The following is a 19,017-nucleotide window of genomic DNA, read 5'->3' as shown; positions in this document are numbered from 1 at the left end:
ATCGGGAGCACAGCATCGGGAATCAGGTGGACGGTTGGAATGTGGGGATGATGGATCCCTTACGCATTAACGTGACTTTCCCGCACGCCCCCTACGTCAAGACTCTGGTTCGGGGCACTTTTGCTCCTGGACCTGGCGATGCCAGCGTACCGTGCTGCGCATTTCTGGACTTCCCCGTCCCATCACTTGAGGTAGCAAGCAAGATGGCCAAGGCCGCCGATGTCGTTGTGCAATGCCTGGAAAATGAAGGTGTCGAGTATGTATTCGGCATTCCCGGTGAGGAAAACCTCGACCTGCTCGAATCCCTGCGCAAGTCGAAGATCAAGCTGGTACTGACCCGTCACGAGCAGTCTGCAGGTTTCATGGCTGCCACCTACGGTCGCTTGACCGGCAAGACCGGCGTCAGCCTGTCGACCCTCGGCCCTGGTGCCACCAACCTGGTGACCGCCAGCGCCTACGCCTACCTGGGCGGCATGCCGATGATGATGATCACCGGGCAGAAGCCGATCAAGAAGTCCAAGCAGGGTCGCTTCCAGATCATTGACGTGTGCGGCATGATGGACCCCATCACCAAGTACACCCACCAGTTCGCCTCGGCCGACAACATCCCGGCCCGTATGCGTGAAGCCTTCCGCCTGGCCGAAGAAGAAAAGCCGGGCGCGGTACACCTGGAGCTGCCGGAAGACATCGCCGCCGAGCAGACCGACGCGCTGCCGATCCCGCGCAGCCTGCACCGCCGCCCGCTGGCCGAGCACGTGGCCATCGAAGCAGCCGTCGAGAAACTGCAGAACGCGCGTAACCCGATCCTGGTGATCGGTGCCGGTGCCAACCGCAAGATGACCGCCAAGGTCCTCAAGCAACTGATCGACAAGACCGGCATCCCGTTCATCACCACCCAGATGGGTAAAGGTGTGGTCGACGAGCGTCACCCGCGCTTCCTCGGCAACGCTGCACTGTCGTCGGGCGACTTCGTTCACCGCGCCGTCGAAGCTGCCGACCTGATCGTCAACATCGGTCACGACGTGATCGAGAAGCCACCGTTCTTCATGGTCCGTGGCGGCACTGAAGTCATCCACATCAACTTCCGCTCTGCTGAAGTCGATGCCGTGTACTTCCCTCAGGTGGAAGTGATCGGTGACATCGCCAACGCCGTGTGGCAAATCGGCGAAGCCTTGACCGAGACTTCGCACTGGGACTTCACCCGCCTGATGGCCATCCGTGAAGCCAACGAAGCACAGATCGCCGAAGGCGCCGACGACGACCGTTTCCCGGTCTACCCACAGCGCATGGTCGCAGACATCCGTCGTGTACTGCCGTCCGAAGGCATCGTCGCCCTGGACAACGGTATCTACAAGATCTGGTTCGCCCGCAACTACAAAGCGCACAAGCCGAACACCGTGCTGCTGGACAACGCCCTGGCGACCATGGGCGCCGGCCTGCCATCGGCAATGGCTGCGCACCTGGTGCACCCGGACCGCCCGGTAATCTCGGTGTGCGGCGACGGCGGCTTCATGATGAACAGCCAGGAACTGGAAACTGCAGTACGTCTGGGCATGCACATCACCGTGGTGATTCTGCGTGACGACGGCTACGGCATGATCCGCTGGAAGCAGGCCAACATGGGCTTCACCGACTTCGGCCTGGACTACGGCAACCCGGACTTCGTCAAATATGCCGAAGCCTACGGCGCCAACGGCCACCGCGTGGAAAGCGCCGAAGGCCTGCTGCCGCTGCTGGAGCACTGCATCAAGACCCCGGGTGTGCACGTGATCGACTGCCCGGTCGATTACAGCGAGAACGACCGCATCCTCAACAGCGAGCTGCGTGAGCGCGCCCTGGCGGTGTAAGCCCTGGCGCCCTGATCGCTGTAAGGCGGCACCCACAGGTGTTTCACGATCCTGTAGGTGCCGTCGGGTGGTGCATAGCAACCACTTTACGCCTCTTGCAATTGATCATTCTCAGGTTCTCTACTCATGGAGAACACGAGAACATGACTATTGGTTCAACACACAACCATCCTGCCGATCTGGCCATCGACCCATTACTGGCCACGCAGCCGTGGGCCGCGCGTTTCCCTAACCCCCCCGGATCTCTGCTTCGACTACCGCCGGCTTCTCGAACAAGAGGGCGGCGTCGCACGTGCCACACAACCCGATCACCGCATTTGCGTCGTCGGTGCCGGAGTTACCGGGTTGACTGCTGCCCGCGAGTTATTACGCTGTGGTTTCAACCGTATCACATTGATTGAGCAGTCCCGGCGTGTAGGCGGGCGACACCTGACGGTCGTGAACAGCTCAGCAAGCCACAAGCAACCTGCAACCCCTTTTGAAATGGGGGCGATGCGCATGCCGTTCTTCAATAGGACTGGAGAGTCGCCTAAAGAGGGGCGCTCGCTTATGGCCTATTACGCAAAACTGTTCGAGCTGCGGATTTCTGACTTCCCTAACCCAGGTACACCTTGGGTGAATGCCACGGGGATTTATCTTCGCGAAGGTCAATTAGAAGGGGAAGGTGACCCGGGTCTTTTGATCTGGCGTAATCCGTCAGGCGAAACCCCACCTCCTTCGGCAATCTTGCAACAGGTCTACGAGAAATGGCGCAATTTTGCTCAGCAATTTGCTGAACATGTTGCCGCGGTTTATGGAACGTCAAGCTGGGAGTCGCTATGGCGGGAAATCGTCGAACGCTATCATCGACTGTCGTTCAGGGATCTGGTGCATTTGCCCGCCCTTACTGCCTGGGACCCTGAAAACCCCGGTGACTTTGGCGGTTTGGGCATGAGCAGTGACGAGTCAGCCATTTTCTATGCAATCGGTATTGGCGATGGCAGCTGGGGAGCATTTTATGATGTTTGCTGCCTGTACCCGCTACGTACGGCAATCTTTGGCTTCAGCAGTCATTTGCAGTTGGTGCATGGCCGTGTGGATTCAAGAGGTGTGCCTTACACTGCGCCGCAACCTGAAGCAAACAATGTCCCTGATAGCAGGGGATTGCCGTTTCAAGGGCCTGCCTACCTCGGACTTGCGGCCCTCGACGAAAGCCTTTTGCACCTGGACGTCGGCATGGGTGGGATCTCGCTATATGAACATCTTCTGAAAACAAATGATGGGCTACTGACAGATACCTCCGTGTGTGCGGTGCAGAAGCTGAAAGATGGCCGTATTCGGGTCGGATACCGTTGGCGCTGCAGTGATCCGTTACACCAGAGCACCGAATATGAAGACTTCGACAGCGTGATCATGACCACTCCGTCATGGCTGATCGAAACCAACATCAGCCTCAACGGCTTCACTCGCCAGATGTTGCCGCAGCCGATTATCGACGCCTGGAAGCATGCCCATTGGGAGACCAGTTGCAAGGTCTATGCACCGTTGAAGAAAAGTTTCCTCGACCACAAGCCGATGCCGCAAATTCTGATCACCGATAGCTTTGTGCACGATGTCTATGCCTATCGGTACAACGATAGCTATCCAGATGACTGCATTCTCCTCAGTTATACCTGGGAGGATGACGCGACCAAACTGGCAGCCTTCTCTGATGCGGAGTTGGCGAGCAAATGCCTGAAGGAGCTCGATCGGATCCTTCTACGCTGCACCAATGTGGGGGAGGCTATTTCGCCTTACGTCGATACTCGAAATATTTGCATACAGCGTTGGATCACAGACCGAAATGCGCTCGGGTGCGCGAAGTTGTATAGGGCAGGTACCTACTTTGATGCTGTAAACCTGATGAAATACAACCGAGACCTGAGTGCGCGCTCAGGGCTGTATCTGGCTGGCGAGTCCTTTTCAGTTGACGCCGGATGGACCGAGCCGTGTTTGCGCACGGCAATCGATACGGTCATCAATCTCTGCCACAACACGTCAGCACAGTTCAATGGCGGCTTCACCCTTGAGTACTACCCACACTATCAGCTTGGGAAATAACGGCGTACGGGGCATTTTGTAGGGGGAGTCCTACTGCGATTATGTAGTTTTCCTTTGGCCCCATAGGACTCTCCTGACTGTCGCTCCCTGACCCAACATCGCTTTACTGGCGTCCTTCCAAAACAACCATAAAAAGGAAGCCGCCATGTCTGAATCCTGTTCCCCCGTCAGCCCCGTACGTATCGCTGTCATTCAGTACGACCCTCAGGTCGGTCTCGAGCACTGTGAGAACAACGTGAGCAGAGGCCTGGCATTGGCCCGGCGCGCAGCACGCGAAGGTGCCAACCTGATCGTGCTGCCTGAACTGGCCAACACGGGCTACACCTTCAACTCCCGTGCCGAAGCCTATTCCCATGCGCAGGTGCTGCGGGACGGCCCTTGCCTGAAAACCTGGGCAGACTTCGCCAAGCAATACCAGGTATACCTGGCTGCGGGGTTTGCCGAACGTGACGGGCTGAAGCTCTACGACAGTGCTGTACTGTTTGGCCCCGAAGGCCTGCTCGGGCACTACCGCAAGGCGCATCTGTGGAACCAGGAAAAGCTTTGGTTCACCCCTGGGGACCTGGGGTTCCCGGTGTTCGAGACGCCTATCGGCCGTATCGGCCTGCTGATCTGCTGGGACATCTGGTTCCCGGAAGTACCACGGGTGATGGCCGCGCAAGGCGCCGACATCATCTGCAGCCTCAACAACTGGGTATGGACCCCGCCGCCGTTGTTCGATGATGCAGGGCGTTGTATGGCCTCGTACCTGACCATGACGGCAGCCCATGTCAACAACGTTTATATCGCCGCCGCGAACCGTGTCGGCAGCGAGCGGGGCGGGCGCTTCCTGGGCTGCTCGCTGATCGCCGGTACCAATGGCTGGCCGATCGGCGAGGTGGGCAGTGCAGAAGCCGAGGAGATTATCTATGCCGATGTCGACTTGAGCAGTGCGCGCTCGGCACCGATCTGGAACAGCCTCAACGACCTGCCAAGAGACCGGCGCACCGACCTCTACGATGCCACCCTTGGCTATCGCTTGCATGCACCTATGCCACGTTGAGGAGTTGCGAATGAACACACTCCTCTTCTCACGACAGCAGTATTGGCTTGTGTTGATTTTCGGCTGCCTGCTGGTGTTTCTCGCTGCAAGCCTTGCCCATGGCCAATGGCTGGATTATGCGCATAGGGTGGCGACGCTCGATGAGCCGCTCAGCCGTTTGCGCTGGATTGTGGGTGATATCAGTGAAGTGGCTTTCTACAAGCACGAACTGCCCGCGCTGGGCTTGCTGCTGGGGGCGTGCCTGGCGCACTGGGCGCAGCTGCGAGGGTACCGGTGGCAGGGCTTTGCCATCTGCTATGGCAGCGGATTATGGCCATGGGTGTTTACCAGCTCGCTTTTGGGCTTGCTGCTCAGTCATGTGTTGTGGGGATGGACATTGGCCAGTGGCACCTGGCAACCCACCTTCGTTGCCTTCGTGTCATTGCCGGCAGCCATGGTATTGCTTTTTGGTGCGGGCTGGCGGGTGACGATCACGGGGGCACTACTGGGGGCGCTACTGGTAACACCGGCCAGCCTGCTGATGGTCAATTACCTGTGTTATCCCCTGCAGTTGCCAGTGGTAGTGGGCAATGTGAGTGGCATGGCAGTGGCAAGCGTGGTGGCCTTCATCCTGTGCAAGCGCTTTCCTTCATGGGTACGCCAATGTTGTGAACCCACCGTCGTGGAGCCGGTAGTCAAACAGCCTGATTACGGTGTGGTCTGGACTTTACGGCGGGTTCTGGCCGACTTCAGCGAAGCCCCATTCTTTGGTAATGAATTGGCCAGCCTAGGGCTATTGCTGGGTGTGTTGCTGGCTTACCTGTTGAGCCCGGCTGCCGTGTCATACGGTTCGATGCTGGTGATGCAGATGGTGGCCGGCCAGGCCCTGGCATCCCTGGTCGGGGTCGTATTCTGGCGTGGACAGTGGAAAGCCCGTGGGTGGTACCCTACCTACATTCCGATTGTGTCGATCGTCCCAGCCGCGGTGTTGACACATGGCGGCAGCTGGCAAGTGGTGGTGGCCAGTGCAGTGTTGGGGGCACTGGTGGCTCCGCCGCTGGCAGTGGCGATCACTCGGCGGTTGCCGGCCTATGTGCATGGCTACATCGGCAATGTGGTGTCGATGGCCGTCTGCACGCTGGGAATCGTGCCTGTAGTCGGATTACTTGTGGGGGGAGAAGCATGAGTGAACATTCGAGCCTGCCCAGGCTGTCGATCGCTACTCTGGGCGGCACGGTCAGTATGCAGGCCTGTGCTGTCGGGGATGGTGTAACGCCAAGCCTGGATTGTGAGCGGCAATTGCTTCAGGTTCCACAGTTGCGCGAGATGGCGCAGTTGAACGTTGCTTCATTGTGCCTGCTCCCCAGTGCATCGCTGGGTTTCGCGACGTTGCTGGAGGTGCTGGCATGGGCCCGTGGCGAGGTGGAGCGCGGAGCTCAGGCCTTGGTATTGAGCCAAGGGACCGACAGCCTTGAGGAAACGGCCTATTTCCTGGATCTGCTCTGGCCATTCGATGTGCCATTGGTGATGACCGGTGCCATGCGCTCGGCGAGTCAGCCGGGCAATGATGGGCCGGCCAACTTGTTGGCTGCGGCTCAGGTTGCATTGGCACAAGACAGCCGTGGGCGAGGTGTGCTTGTGGTCATGAATGATCAGGTCCACTGCGCGGCAAGGGTTCGCAAGACGGCCAGCCTGGCGATGGCGGCATTCGAGTCGCCCGGATGTGGCCCGTTGGGCGACGTTGTGGAGGGTGTTGTGTTGTATCGCCATCGGCCCGGGCGACGGAAAGTGTTGCCGTTACCCTATCGCACCGACCAGCGCGTTGCCCTGCTGGAAGCCTGCCTGGACGCAGACACGGCGCTGCTGCAGGCTGTGGCCACATTGGGTTATGAGGGGATGGTCATCGCCGGTTTCGGTGCTGGCCATGTTTCCGCCAGTTGGTCCGAAGTGTTGGAACACCTGGCGACCAGCTTGCCGGTCATGGTTGCTACGCGCACAGGTAGAGGGCCTACAGCCCGGGCAACCTACGGGTTTGTTGGTGCAGAGATCGACCTGCTGAAAAAAGGCGTGTACATGGCTGGGCAACTCTGCCCGCGCAAGTGCCGTATCTTGCTGTGGCTGCTGATTGGCACCGGCCGGCAACATGAGCTGCAGGACTGGTTGCACTCCTGAACGATCTGCCCGCGCGGTCGTTCGCGCGGGCAGCCCTTCCGGCGTTGCTGTGCTAGGGTGCACACACTTTTGCTTCCCAGGATTTTTACCCATGCTCCCCGTACTCAGCGAAAAAGAACTCGACCGCCTCGAAGACCTGCTGATCACCTATGGCAATGACTACTCGGTGCTGGACCTGGCCGAGCTCAATGGCTTTTTCGTCGCACTCGCCAGTTCGCCGATCACTGTCCTGCCGGAACAATGGCTGCCGGCGGTAGCGGGTGGCAAGGTACCGAAGTTCAAGAAGCCCGCGCATGAGGAGGCCTACACGGCATTGATGCTGCGTTATGCCAGCCAGGTGGCAGAAGAACTGAGCAATGAGGTCGACCAGTTCGAACCGCTGTTCGAGGAACGCGAAGGCGAGCAGGGCACTGTGATCGTGATGGAGGAGTGGTGTTTCGGCTACATGCGCGGTACCCAGGTGGCCGGTTGGGGCGAGTTGCCACCGGAGCAGGCCCCGCTGCTCAAGGCCATTTCGCTACATGGGCTGGAAGATAACTTCGAGCTGCTGGACCAGATGAGCGATGAGGATATCCAGGCCTGTGTGCCGCAGGTAGTCGAGGCTGCGCGTGGGCTGTACCGACATTTCAAAAAGCTGCACTGATCGGATCGTTGGCTAGCGCTCACCTGTAGGCGCCAGCGCAAGTGTTTGGAAACCATTGTTCCGCCCCGCGAAATTATGGTTTCCCCTGCGCACTGATTCTGCTGCCAGCCGATCCAGTGCAGCATGTGCTCCATCAGCCCCATCCCGGCGCTGACCAGGAGCCAAGCCCATGTCGAACCCGATCAAGCTCTACAACTTCCCCAAGTCTGGCCATGCCCATCGCATCGAGTTGATGCTCTCGCTACTGAACCTGCCCACCGAGCTGGTGTTCGTCGACCTGGCCAAAGGCGCGCACAAGCAGCCGGACTTCCTCGCACTCAACCCGTTCGGCCAGGTTCCGGTCATCGATGACAACGGCACGGTGATTGCCGACTCCAACGCCATCCTCGTCTACTTGGCCAAAAAGTATGACAACGGTGCCTGGCTGCCCGAAGAACCTGCCGCCGCTGCCCGTGTGCAACGCTGGCTATCGGTCGCCGCGGGCCCGCTGGCATTTGGCCCGGCAGCCGCCCGCCTGGTCACGGTGTTCGGGGCTTCGTTCAATACCGACGAGGTGATTTCCCGTGCCCACACCTTGCTCAAGGTGATCGATGCCGAGTTGGCCAACACGCCATTCCTGGCGGGTAGCACACCTACCATCGCGGACATTGCCAACTACTCGTACATCGCTCACGCCCCCGAAGGCAATGTGTCGCTGGAGCCGTATGCCAATGTGCGCAACTGGCTGGCGCGGATCGAGGCGCTGCCGCGTTTCGTCCCCATGCCGCGCACCGTGATCGGGCTGCAAACCCACGCCTGAAACCCCGCCATCGCGAGGAACGCCGCCATGCAACAGTCTCCTGATCACCGCCCCTCACCCTGGCATGCGGGTGAAAAGACCCTGCAGGAAAAGGTCGGTGTAGCAGAACGCATGGAGGCGTTCGGGCAAAAGGTCATTCGTGACCACATGCCCGACCAGCACCGGACGTTCTATCACCAGTTACCGTTCATGGTCGCCGCCAGTGTGGATGCCCAGGGTCGGCCATGGGCCACGCTGCTGGAAGGGCCAGAAGGGTTCGTAAGCTCGCCCGACCCTTGTATGCTCACGATCCACACCACGTTGCCAGTAGATGACCCCGCCACCCCCGGGTTGGCTGCCGGGCAGGCGGTGGGCTTGCTGGGGATCGAACTGCACACCCGTCGGCGCAATCGCATCAACGGGCAGATCCGCCACGCTGCCCAAGGGCAACTGCAAGTGGCCGTAGAGCAGGCGTTTGGCAACTGCCCGCAGTACATCCAGTTGCGTGACTACACCCGCGTCACCGAACCCGCCCTCGGGCGCATCGATGCGACAACACTGGATACCTCCACCGTCAGCATGATCCAGGCCGCCGATACCTTCTTCGTCGCCAGCTATGTCGAGCATGCTGACGGCCGGCGCTCGGTGGATGTCTCCCACCGTGGTGGCCGGCCAGGGTTCATCAAGGTCGAAGGCGATCGGCTTACCATTCCCGATTATGCTGGCAATCTGCATTTCAACACCTTGGGTAACCTGGTGGTCAACCCGCGGGCCGGCTTGCTGTTCATCGACTTTAAAAATGGCAATGTGTTGCAACTGTACGGGCGTGCCGAGGTGCTGCTGGACAGCCCGGCCATCCAGGCCTTTGAAGGCGCGGAGCGGTTATGGACACTGCAGGTCGAGCAGGTGGTGTGGCGTCCGGCTGCCGTTGCCCTGCGCTGGGCTTTCAAGGAATACGCGCCGACCAGTCTGGTGACCGGTACCTGGGCCGAGGCCGATGCGCGCCTGGAGCAGCGGCAACAACAGCGCCAATGGCTGGCCTGGCGGGTGCTGCGGGTGGAGCAGGAAAGCCGCGACATCCGCTCGTTCTATCTCGAATCACCGGCAGGCTGCCGTGTGGCCTTTGCCCCTGGCCAGCATCTGCCTGTGCAAGTGCCGCGTGATGGCGAAGCGGCGCTGATTCGTACCTACAGCCTTTCAAGTGCCCCGGCCGATGGGTTCTTGCGCATCAGCGTCAAAGCCCAGGGCCCGGCTTCGCGGTATCTGCATGAGCACGTTGTGGCCGGCGATGTGTTGAATGTACGGCCGCCGATGGGCAGCTTCACGCTTGACCAGCAAAGCACGCGGCCGCTGGTGCTGATCGGCGCGGGCGTGGGCATCACACCGTTGCTGGCCATGCTGCGCCAACAGTTGAGCACGGGGCAGACTCGGCGCATTCATCTGTTCCATGGCGCACGCAGCCTGGCTGACTTGCCGTTCCAGCAGGAACTGGCGACCTTGCGGCAACAGGCTGGCGATCTACTGCATGTACACCGCGCTCTGAGCCAGCCTGAAGGGCACGCGCAGGTCGGCCGTGATTATGAGTTCGCTGGTCGGTTGGGTATCGATCAGGTCAAGGCAACGCTGGCGCTGGACGACTACGATTTCTACCTGTGCGGGCCGGGCAGCTTCACCCAGCAGCTTTACGAAGGGCTGCGTGGGGTGCATGTGCCGGATGCGCGGATCCACGCCGAAGCGTTTGGCCCGTCGACGCTGCGGCGGTACACCGACGCAGACCAGCCAACCTTGCAACAGCCACCTGCCGCTGACGAACCGGTGCCGGTGTATTTTGCCGCGTCGGCCAAGGAGGCACGCTGGGTTCCCGGTAGCGGCACCTTGCTGGAACTGGCCGAGGCGCGTGGGCTGGCCCCGGAGTTCAGTTGCCGGGGTGGTTCGTGTGCTACCTGCAAGACCCGGCTGGTGAGCGGCCAGGTGCATTATCCGAATCCGCCGGCAGAGTTGCCGGAGGCGGGTTCGGTGCTGATCTGTTGTGCTGTGCCGGCGAAGGTGGAGGAGGGGATGCAGGCGTTGGTGCTGGATGTCTGATTCAAGCCAGTCGCAGGTGCGGGCTTGCCCGCGAAGAGGCCGGCACAGCTAACACCAGGCATCCAGATGAAAGATAATCCCCACGCCTCTTAACCTTCAGGAGCCCGCATGGACCAGATCCACCTGATGAAGGTGTTCGTCGCCGTCGGCGAGCTGGAAAGCTTCGCCGCGGCTGCCCGCCGTCTGGACATTTCCCCGGCTGCTGTCACTCGCGCCGTCAGCGCCTTGGAAGAGCAGCTCGGGGTCAAGCTGTTGCTGCGCACAACTCGCAGCGTGCGCCTGACCGAGGCCGGCGGCCGTTATCTGGAAGACACCCGGCACATCCTCGCCAGCATCCACGAGGCCAATGAAGCCGCAGCCGGCATCAACGCGACCCCCAGGGGCGACCTGGCGGTGACCGCGCCGATCCTGTTCGGCAGGAAGTTCGTCATGCCGTGCATCGTCCGTTATCTGCAGCAGTACCCGGAAGTCGATGTTTCCGCGTACTTCCTCGACCGCGTGGTGAATATGGTCGAGGAGGGCATGGACGTGGCCGTGCGCATCGGGCCGTTGCCCGACTCCGGGTTGAAGGCGCTGCGGGTGGGCAGGGTGCGGCGCATGTTGTGTGCCTCACCCGACTACCTGGCGCGCCATGGTGTGCCGAAGCACCCGTCGGACCTGGCCGGGCATGCGGTAATCGGCACCACCAACCTGTCGCCGCGGGCCGGTTGGCGCTTCGGCGTGACCGACGAGCCGACCTTGGTGCGCATGAAGCCACGGCTGACGGTAACCAGCAATGACGGGGCAATCGCCGCTGCCAGCGGCGGGCTGGGGATTGCCCGGCTGCTGTCGTATCAGGTCGTAGACGAACTGGCCAGCGGGCAGCTGCAGGTGCTGCTGGCCGAGTACGAAGAGGCGCCCTGGCCCATTCATGTGCTGCACCGCGAAAGCAAGTACGGCTCGGCCAAGGTCAGGGCCTTTATCGACATGCTGGCGCAAGGATTGCGCGATCAGCAGCTGGATTGAGAACCTGCATCGTGTCGAGAAATGATGCTAAACAATGTTTGATACCGTGGCGGCCGTTTTTCAGGCAACCCGCTCACAACGCCTGATACTGCATCCTGAACGCCAGGTTCATTGCCTCCCCCCGGTGCAACAATCGCAACCCTGGCCGCCCTGGCAGGTGGTGCGCATTGATGGGGTGGCTAACCGGCTCAAAGCAGAAAAACCCTTGCCCTTGCGGGCAAAACAGCAAGAAGTGTCCAGCCTCGTTGGCACTGCACGCCAGTCGATAACCCGCGCTGGGCTGTTCGATCACGCACTCCCCTGGCCAGCCACTGAAGGCGTGATCAACCACTGTCTCGGGCAAACGCCCCATGGCATTGAAACGCCATTGTTCGGGCACCTCGGCCTGGTACGAGGGCAACCGCCCATCCCCGGCCAGCCACACGTTACGCGCAGTTGCGTACAACTTGGTATCGGGATACCGCGGAAAGTAGGGATGCAGCCCCAGGCCATACCAGGTAGCAGGCTCATCCTGGTGCATCACCTGCAGGTCCAGGTTCAGGCAACCCTCATGCAGGTGCACATCCAGCGTGGCCTGGTAGGCAAACGGCACGGCACTGTCCAGCGTCAACCGAGCCTGCTGTTCACTGTGGTGTTCTACCTGCCAGGCCTGCTGCCAGGCGCTGCCATGAATCGGGTAAGGGTCATGCCCGGTATTCGGTAACAGTGCCTGCCACCCCTCGGGCCGGGCAAAGCCACCCTCGGCAATGCGGTTGGACCACGGCGCCAGCGGGTAGCAGGCCAAGCGTCGCGGCGTACCACTGGCCAGCGCGGCCGCGTCGGTATGGCGCAGCAGTGCCTGCCCGGTCGCCTTTACCTGCCAGTTGACCAGGCTGGCGCCTATTTCCGGGGCCAGGCTCAGGTGTGTCAGGCGGTCTTGCAGGTGCAGTTCGGTCACAGCCATGCAAGGCTCCTTTATGGAAGATCAATCAATTGGCCCGGCGGTAGGTGAGCAGCACGATGCCACACACCACCACCGCAGCGCCGACCAGTTGCACAGGGCTCAGGTGCTGGTCGAGCAAGGCCCAGCCCAGCAACAACGTGGCGATGGGTTCAACGTTCATTACCGGTGCGTTCTGCGCCATGTTCAGGCGAGGGACACAGACGAACAGCAAGCTGAAGGCCAGGCCATACAGCACTACCAGGGTGGCCAGGGCTGCCCAGCCACTGCTGCTGCCTGGCAGTGACAAACCGGATGGGATCACGCCGCTTGCGCCTGCCACCAGCATGCTGGAGAACACGATCAGCAAGGTCAGCAGGCTGCGTACTGGGCCGCGCACGGCAGCCAGTTTGTGGTCGGTGACCCACAAGGCACAGGCAAAGGCACAGGCCGCGCCGAAAGCCAGGCTCACCCCTAATGCCCAGTGCGGGTTGGCCGCACCGCTGTCGGCCAGGTGTGCCGGTACATCCAGCGCCAGTACCAGGCCGCACAGAATCAGGCCCATGAACAACACCGTGCGGCCGGTGGGGCGTGCACCGCCCAGTGCCCAGGTGAGCAGCGCCAGCAGCATCGGGAACGTGTTGCCCACCAGCAGCGCCAAGGCTACCGGAATGCGTGCGACCGCCGAATAAAGGCACAGGCTTTGGGTGGCGATCAGCAGGCCGAGCAGTAGTTGCCAGTGCCGGGTACCGGCGGGCAGGCCCAGGGCCTGGCGTTGCCACAGCAGCAGGCAGGCAAGTACCAGCAAGGTAATACCTGAGCGGCAGAGAATGGCCAGCAGCACGCCGGTGCCGTCGTCGAATGCGATGCGAGCGGCAATGTGGTTGCCGGCGAATGAACAGGCCAGCAGGGCCAGTAAGGCGATTGCCAGTTTGCGTGGGAATAGAGGTACAGCCGAGGAGGGGGCAGCCATGTGCAGGATCCGTTGCAGGTAGGGCCAAGGGGGCTGCTTTGCAGCCCATCGCAGCCCCGATCTTATTTACAGCACCACACTGGGCAGCCACAGCGAGATGGCCGGAATGTAGGTCACCGCCATCAGCACCATGAACAGCGCCAGGTAGAACGGCAGCATTGCCTTGATCGTCGACTCGATGCTCACTTTGCCGATGGCTGAGCCGACGAACAGCACGGCGCCCACCGGTGGTGTGATCAGCCCGATCCCCAGGTTCACCAGCATGATCATGCCAAAGTGCACCGGGTCCACGCCGATACCGGTGATCACCGGCAACAGGATCGGCGTAAGGATCAGGATCAGTGGCGCCATGTCCATCACCGTGCCCAGCAGCAACAGCATGAAGTTGATGCACATCAGGATCACATAGCGGTTGTCCGAGAGGGTCAGGAATGCTGTGGTGATCTTTGACGGAATCTGCATCAGCGTCATCACATAACCAAAACTGGCAGCAAAGCCGATGAGGATCATCACGATCGAGATGGTCCGTACCGTGCGGTGCATCAGCTTGGGCAGGTCGCGCCACTTGTAGTCGCGGTAGATGAACATGGTCACGAAGAACGACCACACCACCGCCACTGCTGCCGATTCGGTCGCGGTGAACATACCCGACAGGATGCCGCCCAGGATGATCACCATGGCCATCAGGCCCCACAGCGCTTCGCCGGCTATCTTCAGCGCCTGGCGCATCGGGATCACTTCGCCCTTGGGGTAGTTGCGCTTCTTGGCAAAGATCAGGCACAGGCCCATCATCACGGCGCTCAACAGCAACCCGGGCATCACACCTGCCACGAACAGCGAGCCAATGGAAACCGTACCGCCCGCCGCCAGTGAGTACAGCACCGAGTTGTGGCTGGGCGGGGTCAGCAGCGCCTGTACCGAGCCGCTGACGGTCACGGCGGTGGAGAACTCGCGCGGGTAGCCCTTGCGCTCCATCTCCGGGATCAGCACCGAACCCACCGACGCGGTGTCCGCCACCGACGAGCCGGAGATTGCGCCGAAGAAGGTCGAGGCCATGATGTTGACCAGTGATAGTCCGCCACGTACGAAGCCCACCAGTACCCCGGCAAACGCCACCAATCGCCGTGACATACCGCCTTCGGCCATGATCGCGCCGGCCAGCACGAAGAACGGAATCGCCAGCAGCGAGAATTTGTTAACCCCACTGGCCACCTGGATCATCATCGCCTGCAGCGGGATGTCGATCCACCAGGCGCCAATCAACGCCGACAGGCCCAGGGCGTAGGCCACTGGCATGCCCAGCAGAATAAGCGCAATGAAGCTGCCCAACAGAATGAACGCATCCATTTATGCCGCTCCTTCGTTTTCTTCCAGGTGGTCGAGACGCACTACCTTGCGGTGGCTCTGATCGCCCAGCAGGAGCCTTTCCAGCACAAAGACCAGGGTCAGCACGCCACCGATCGGGATCGGCGCATAGGTCATGCCCACCCGCACACCCGGCAGTGACGCCAGAAACTGGTTCCAGGTGGTGATGCACAACTTGGTGCCGTAGTAGGTCATGAATACGCACACCAGAATCATCAGTACTTGCACCAGTAGCGCGGCCAGGCTGCGCTGCAGCGGTGGCAGGCGGTCGGTGATCATCGTCACCGCCATGTGTGCCCCGGCCCGGTAGCTTGCGGCGGCGCCGACGAAGGTGAACACCACCATCAGCAGGATGGCCACCGGCTCCGGCCAACTGGCGCCGGTGCCGAGCACGTAGCGGGCGAAGATGCCCCACGGAATGATCAGCGACATGGTCAGGATCGACAGGCCGGCAACCCAGGTGCAGGCGCAGTACAGCGTGTCATTCACACGCAGGAACAGGTTTTTCATGGGCATCACCAAAGCGGCAGTGCGACGGGGGCCGCGCTGCCGAGGTCATTCAGGAGGGGGCGCGGTTACTGGACAGCGTCGATACGTTTCATCAGGTCGGCGTACTGCGCGCCGTATTTTTCGCGTACCGCAGCGGTGGCGTCGTAGAACGGCTTCTTGTCGACGGTAATGAACTCGACACCGGCGGCCTTGAGCCTCTCTTCGCTGGCGGCGGTCTTGGCATCCCACAGCGCGCGCTCTTCCATCTGTGCTTCACGCGCCACCTTCTTCACCAGCGCCTGCTGCTCGGGGCTGAGCTTGTTCCAGGTGGTCTTGGACATCACTACCGGCTCCGGGAGGATCAGGTGGCCAGTGAGGGTGTAGTACTTGGCGCTCTGGAAGTGGTTGTGTTCGAGCAGCGTGGGCGGGTTGTTCTCGGCACCATCGATCACGCCAGTCTGCAGGGCACTGAAGATTTCCCCGGTGTCCATGGCGATGCCGTTGCCGCCCATGGCGTTCATCATGTCGATGAACAGCGGGTTGCCCTGTACGCGAATCTTCATGCCCTTGAGGTCTTCCAGGCTGCGCACCGGCTTTTTCGTGTAGATGCTGCGCGAGCCGCCATCCATCCAGGCCAGGGCTACCAGGTTGAAATCGGAATTGGTGATCTTGTCGAGAATTTCCTGGCCGATCTCGCCGTCGATGATCTTGCGCATGTGATCATGGTCGCGGAACACGAACGGCATGTTGAACACGTTCACATCCGGCACCACCGGGCCGACGATCCCTAAGCTGACGCGGGTCATCTGCACGGCGCCGATCTGAGCCTGTTCGATCACTTCCTTCTCCGATCCCAGCACGCCGCCGGCGAACATCTTGAAGGTGATTTCGCCATTGCTGGCGTCCTCCAGCTTTTTACCCATGTTCTGTTCCGCGACCACGGTCGGGTACCCGGCCGGGTGAATCTCGGCGAACTTGATGTCCAGCGCCGAAGCAGGCATGGCCACGCTGAAGGCGAACGGGAGTACGGCAAGGAGCAGCTTGCGTTTGAACGTCATGATGAAACTCCGTGGTTTTTATTATCTGGTTTCGTGGGTGCAAGTGTGGGTATGGCTAGGGGGCGTCAGCCCCGGAAGGCAGGTTCCTCCAGGCCCTTGGTGTCAGGGTCGAGGGCAAATACCCCGCCAGCCAGGGGCTGGTCGCGCAGGTCGATGCCCGTGGGGCGGATCGAGGTGACGTACAGAATGTCCAGGCTGGCGCCGCCAAAGGCGCACATCGCCGGCTTTTTCACCGGCACGCTGAGTGATCGGTCGAGGCGACCTTCGGGGGTGAAACGGTGGATCTGCCCGGCGTCGTTGCCGCAGATCCAGTAGCAGCCGTCCTGGTCGATGGCGGCACCATCCGGGCGGCCGGGGTAGTCGCGCATGTCGATGAACAGCCGTTTGTTGTGCGGTGTGCCGCTGTCGATGTCGTAGTCGAAAGCCCACACCCTCTGCACGTTCGGGTGCGAGTCGGACAGGTACATGCGCGTGCCGTCGGGGCTGAACGCCAGGCCGTTGGGCACGATCATGCCGTCCTGCTGCAGGTGCAGCTGGCCTTCGCCGTCATGCCGGTACAGCGCGCCCACGTGGGCACCTTGCTGCATGTCCAGCAGCATGGTCCCGGCCCAGAAGCGGCCCTGACGGTCGCAGCGGCCATCGTTGAAGCGCATGCCGGCCTGAGCGTGCTGCACGTTGCTGAGCAGCCGGCTGTCCAGGCTGCCGTCCGCCCTGGCCTGGAGCTGGAAGATGCCGCTTTCCATGCCCGCAACCCAACCCTGACCGCTGCGGGCGATGCAGGCCAGCATCTCGTCGCCCTGCCAACACTGGTGTTTGCCATCGGCCGCTTGCCAGCGATGCAACTGGCGAGCGGGAATGTCTACCCAGTACAAGGCCTGTTCACCGGGGTGCCACACAGGGCTTTCGCCGGTACCGTTGCGGGCGTCGACGATCAGTTCGCAGTTCATGCCATGCCTCTTGGCTTGGGGGTCAGTTGAACGGGCCGGCCACGGCGAAAGCGCCGCCCTGGTAGACCATGCTCGGGTCATCGGCGGCGGGGGCCGGTTGGGCCTCCACGGCAGCGCGGAAGGTTTCGGAGCTGTCCTTGGGTACATAGCCCAGGTGCGCGGCATGGCGGTTGTCCCACCACACGGTGCGATTGTCGGAGGCGCCATAGACAATGGTGTGGCCAACCCCGGGGGTGGACAGCCCGCGTTCGATCAACTGCACCAGGTCGTCGTAGCTCAGCCAGGTGCAGAGCATGCGCAGGTTCTGTGGCTGCGGGAACGACGAGCCGATGCGAATGCTGACGGTCTCGATGCCGTAGCGGTCAAAGTAGAAGCTGGCCACATCTTCGCCGTAGCACTTGGACAGCCCGTAATAGCTGTCGGGACGGCGCGGCGCGTGAGCGTCGATGCGCTCATCCTGGCGATAGAAACCGATGGTGTGGTTGGAGCTGGCGAAGATGATGCGCTTCACCCCATGCTTGCGCGCCGCCTCGTACACGTGGAACACGCCGCAGATATTGGGGCCGAGAATCTCTTCGAAGGCGTGCTCGGTAGAAACCCCACCAAAGTGGAGGATGGCGTCTACGCCTTCGACCAGGGCATGCACCGCAGCCTTGTCGGCCAGGTCACAGGTAATGACTTCTTCGTGCGGGCCCGCGGCCGGGGCCATGGGGCTGATGTCAGACAGGCGCAGGACCTCGGCGTAGCCTTGTAGGCGTTCGCGAAGGACCTTGCCCAGGCCGCCTGCGGCTCCGGTGAGCAGCAGGCGATTGAAGGGGGTAGTGGTCATGGCCGGCTCTTGTTGTTAGTTGTTGTAGGTTGTCGTATGACTTGGGTGATTATTGGCGGTGGTTCTGTGTGTTGTCAATGAGGCTTGGGCGGCTTTTGCCGGCCTTTTCGCGTGTAAAAAATGCGAAGGGCCTGCGCGGTCGCCCGTAGGAGCGGTTTTACCCGCGAAGAGGCCGGCCCTGCTGGCCAATCTCCACCCGCCGTTCACCGTCTCCGCCGCCACCGCATTCGCGGGTAAACCCGCTCCTACGCAGATCGGTGGTGGACACACAGCGGTGGTTGGACACAGACCGTCGTGTAGGAGCGGGTTCACCCGCGAAGAGGCCGGCCCTGCTGGCCAATCTCCACCCGTCGTTCACCGTTGTCGCCACCACCGTATTCGCGGGTAAACCCGCTCCTACACCTGATCAATGGTGGACACAGGTCGGTGGTTGGGCGCAGGCCGTTGTAGGAGCGGGTTTACCCGCGAAAGGGCCGGCCCTGCTGGCCAATCTCCACCCGTCGTTCACCGTTGTCGCCACCACCGTATTCGCGGGTAAACCCGCTCCTACACCTGATCAATGGTGGGCACAGGTCGGTGGTTGGGCGCAGGCCGTTGTAGGAGCGGGTTTACCCGCGAAAGGGCCGGCCCTGCTGGCCAATCTCCACCCGCCGTTCACCGTCTCCGCCGCCACCGCGTTCGCGGGTAAACCCGCTCCTACACCTGATCAATGGTGGACACAGGTCGGTGGTTGGGCACAGGCCGTTGTAGGAGCGGGTTTACCCGCGAAAGGGCCGGCCCTGCTGGCCAATCTCCACCCGTCGTTCA

Annotated in this window: 15 protein-coding genes and 1 pseudogene; 9 read left to right on the top strand and 7 right to left on the bottom strand. The window is 61.4% G+C overall.

Features of this window, described 5'->3' with window-relative positions; all coding sequences use genetic code 11:
• The first annotated feature begins 203 nt into the window (after positions 1-203).
• The 9 genes and pseudogenes from J3A98_RS18275 (at position 204) to J3A98_RS18235 (ending at position 11,630) form a co-directional block, all read left to right on the top strand.
• Positions 204-1,847: an acetolactate synthase large subunit gene (locus J3A98_RS18275; RefSeq protein ID WP_209967650.1), complete on the top strand. Its 1,644-nt coding sequence runs from the start codon at positions 204-206 to the stop codon at positions 1,845-1,847.
• A gap of 143 nt (positions 1,848-1,990) precedes the next feature.
• Positions 1,991-3,926, top strand: a pseudogene (locus J3A98_RS18270) (FAD-dependent oxidoreductase).
• 145 nt (positions 3,927-4,071) lie between these two features.
• Complete coding sequence (locus tag J3A98_RS18265; protein WP_176685130.1) at positions 4,072-4,968, top strand: nitrilase family protein; 897 nt, start codon at positions 4,072-4,074, stop codon at positions 4,966-4,968.
• 10 nt (positions 4,969-4,978) lie between these two features.
• Positions 4,979-6,133: a hypothetical protein gene (locus J3A98_RS18260; protein ID WP_209967647.1), complete on the top strand. Its 1,155-nt coding sequence runs from the start codon at positions 4,979-4,981 to the stop codon at positions 6,131-6,133.
• Complete coding sequence (locus tag J3A98_RS18255) at positions 6,130-7,119, top strand: asparaginase (protein ID WP_209967645.1); 990 nt, start codon at positions 6,130-6,132, stop codon at positions 7,117-7,119. The genes J3A98_RS18260 and J3A98_RS18255 overlap by 4 nt, the downstream gene beginning before the upstream one ends.
• A 91-nt stretch (positions 7,120-7,210) precedes the next feature.
• On the top strand, positions 7,211-7,762 hold the full coding sequence (locus tag J3A98_RS18250; RefSeq protein WP_104960945.1) for a UPF0149 family protein: 552 nt from the start codon (positions 7,211-7,213) through the stop codon (positions 7,760-7,762).
• 169 nt (positions 7,763-7,931) lie between these two features.
• Entirely contained in the window at positions 7,932-8,561 is a 630-nt protein-coding gene (locus J3A98_RS18245; RefSeq protein ID WP_103462089.1) for a glutathione S-transferase, read from the top strand.
• A 27-nt stretch (positions 8,562-8,588) separates the two neighbouring features.
• Complete coding sequence (locus tag J3A98_RS18240) at positions 8,589-10,625, top strand: pyridoxamine 5'-phosphate oxidase family protein (protein WP_209967642.1); 2,037 nt, start codon at positions 8,589-8,591, stop codon at positions 10,623-10,625.
• Positions 10,626-10,733: 108 nt separating this feature from the next.
• The gene (locus J3A98_RS18235; RefSeq protein WP_021784473.1) at positions 10,734-11,630 is read left to right on the top strand and encodes a LysR family transcriptional regulator; all 897 of its coding nucleotides are present in this window, start codon (positions 10,734-10,736) and stop codon (positions 11,628-11,630) included.
• A gap of 73 nt (positions 11,631-11,703) precedes the next feature.
• On the opposite strand, the gene J3A98_RS18230 is transcribed toward J3A98_RS18235, so the two are convergent.
• The 7 genes from J3A98_RS18230 to J3A98_RS18200 form a co-directional block, all read right to left on the bottom strand.
• Entirely contained in the window at positions 11,704-12,573 is an 870-nt protein-coding gene (locus J3A98_RS18230; protein WP_176685126.1) for an aldose 1-epimerase, read from the bottom strand.
• A 25-nt stretch (positions 12,574-12,598) separates the two neighbouring features.
• Entirely contained in the window at positions 12,599-13,522 is a 924-nt protein-coding gene (locus J3A98_RS18225) for a DMT family transporter (protein WP_209967639.1), read from the bottom strand.
• A gap of 66 nt (positions 13,523-13,588) precedes the next feature.
• Entirely contained in the window at positions 13,589-14,869 is a 1,281-nt protein-coding gene (locus J3A98_RS18220; RefSeq protein ID WP_176685124.1) for a TRAP transporter large permease, read from the bottom strand.
• Positions 14,870-15,397, bottom strand: coding sequence for a TRAP transporter small permease (locus J3A98_RS18215; RefSeq protein ID WP_209967636.1), 528 nt, complete (start codon positions 15,395-15,397; stop codon positions 14,870-14,872).
• A 65-nt stretch (positions 15,398-15,462) separates the two neighbouring features.
• On the bottom strand, positions 15,463-16,434 hold the full coding sequence (locus tag J3A98_RS18210) for a TRAP transporter substrate-binding protein (RefSeq protein ID WP_209967634.1): 972 nt from the start codon (positions 16,432-16,434) through the stop codon (positions 15,463-15,465).
• A 65-nt stretch (positions 16,435-16,499) separates the two neighbouring features.
• Positions 16,500-17,381 (bottom strand): SMP-30/gluconolactonase/LRE family protein, encoded by an 882-nt coding sequence (locus J3A98_RS18205; protein WP_209967631.1) that lies wholly within the window; start codon positions 17,379-17,381, stop codon positions 16,500-16,502.
• Between the two features lie 22 nt (positions 17,382-17,403).
• Complete coding sequence (locus J3A98_RS18200; RefSeq protein WP_176685120.1) at positions 17,404-18,210, bottom strand: NAD(P)-dependent oxidoreductase; 807 nt, start codon at positions 18,208-18,210, stop codon at positions 17,404-17,406.
• Positions 18,211-19,017: the final 807 nt, after the last annotated feature.

The organism is Pseudomonas sp. BP6 (assembly GCF_017875935.1).
Lineage (GTDB): Bacteria > Pseudomonadota > Gammaproteobacteria > Pseudomonadales > Pseudomonadaceae > Aquipseudomonas > Aquipseudomonas putida_Y.
This window is presented reverse-complemented; position numbering and strand designations above follow the sequence as displayed.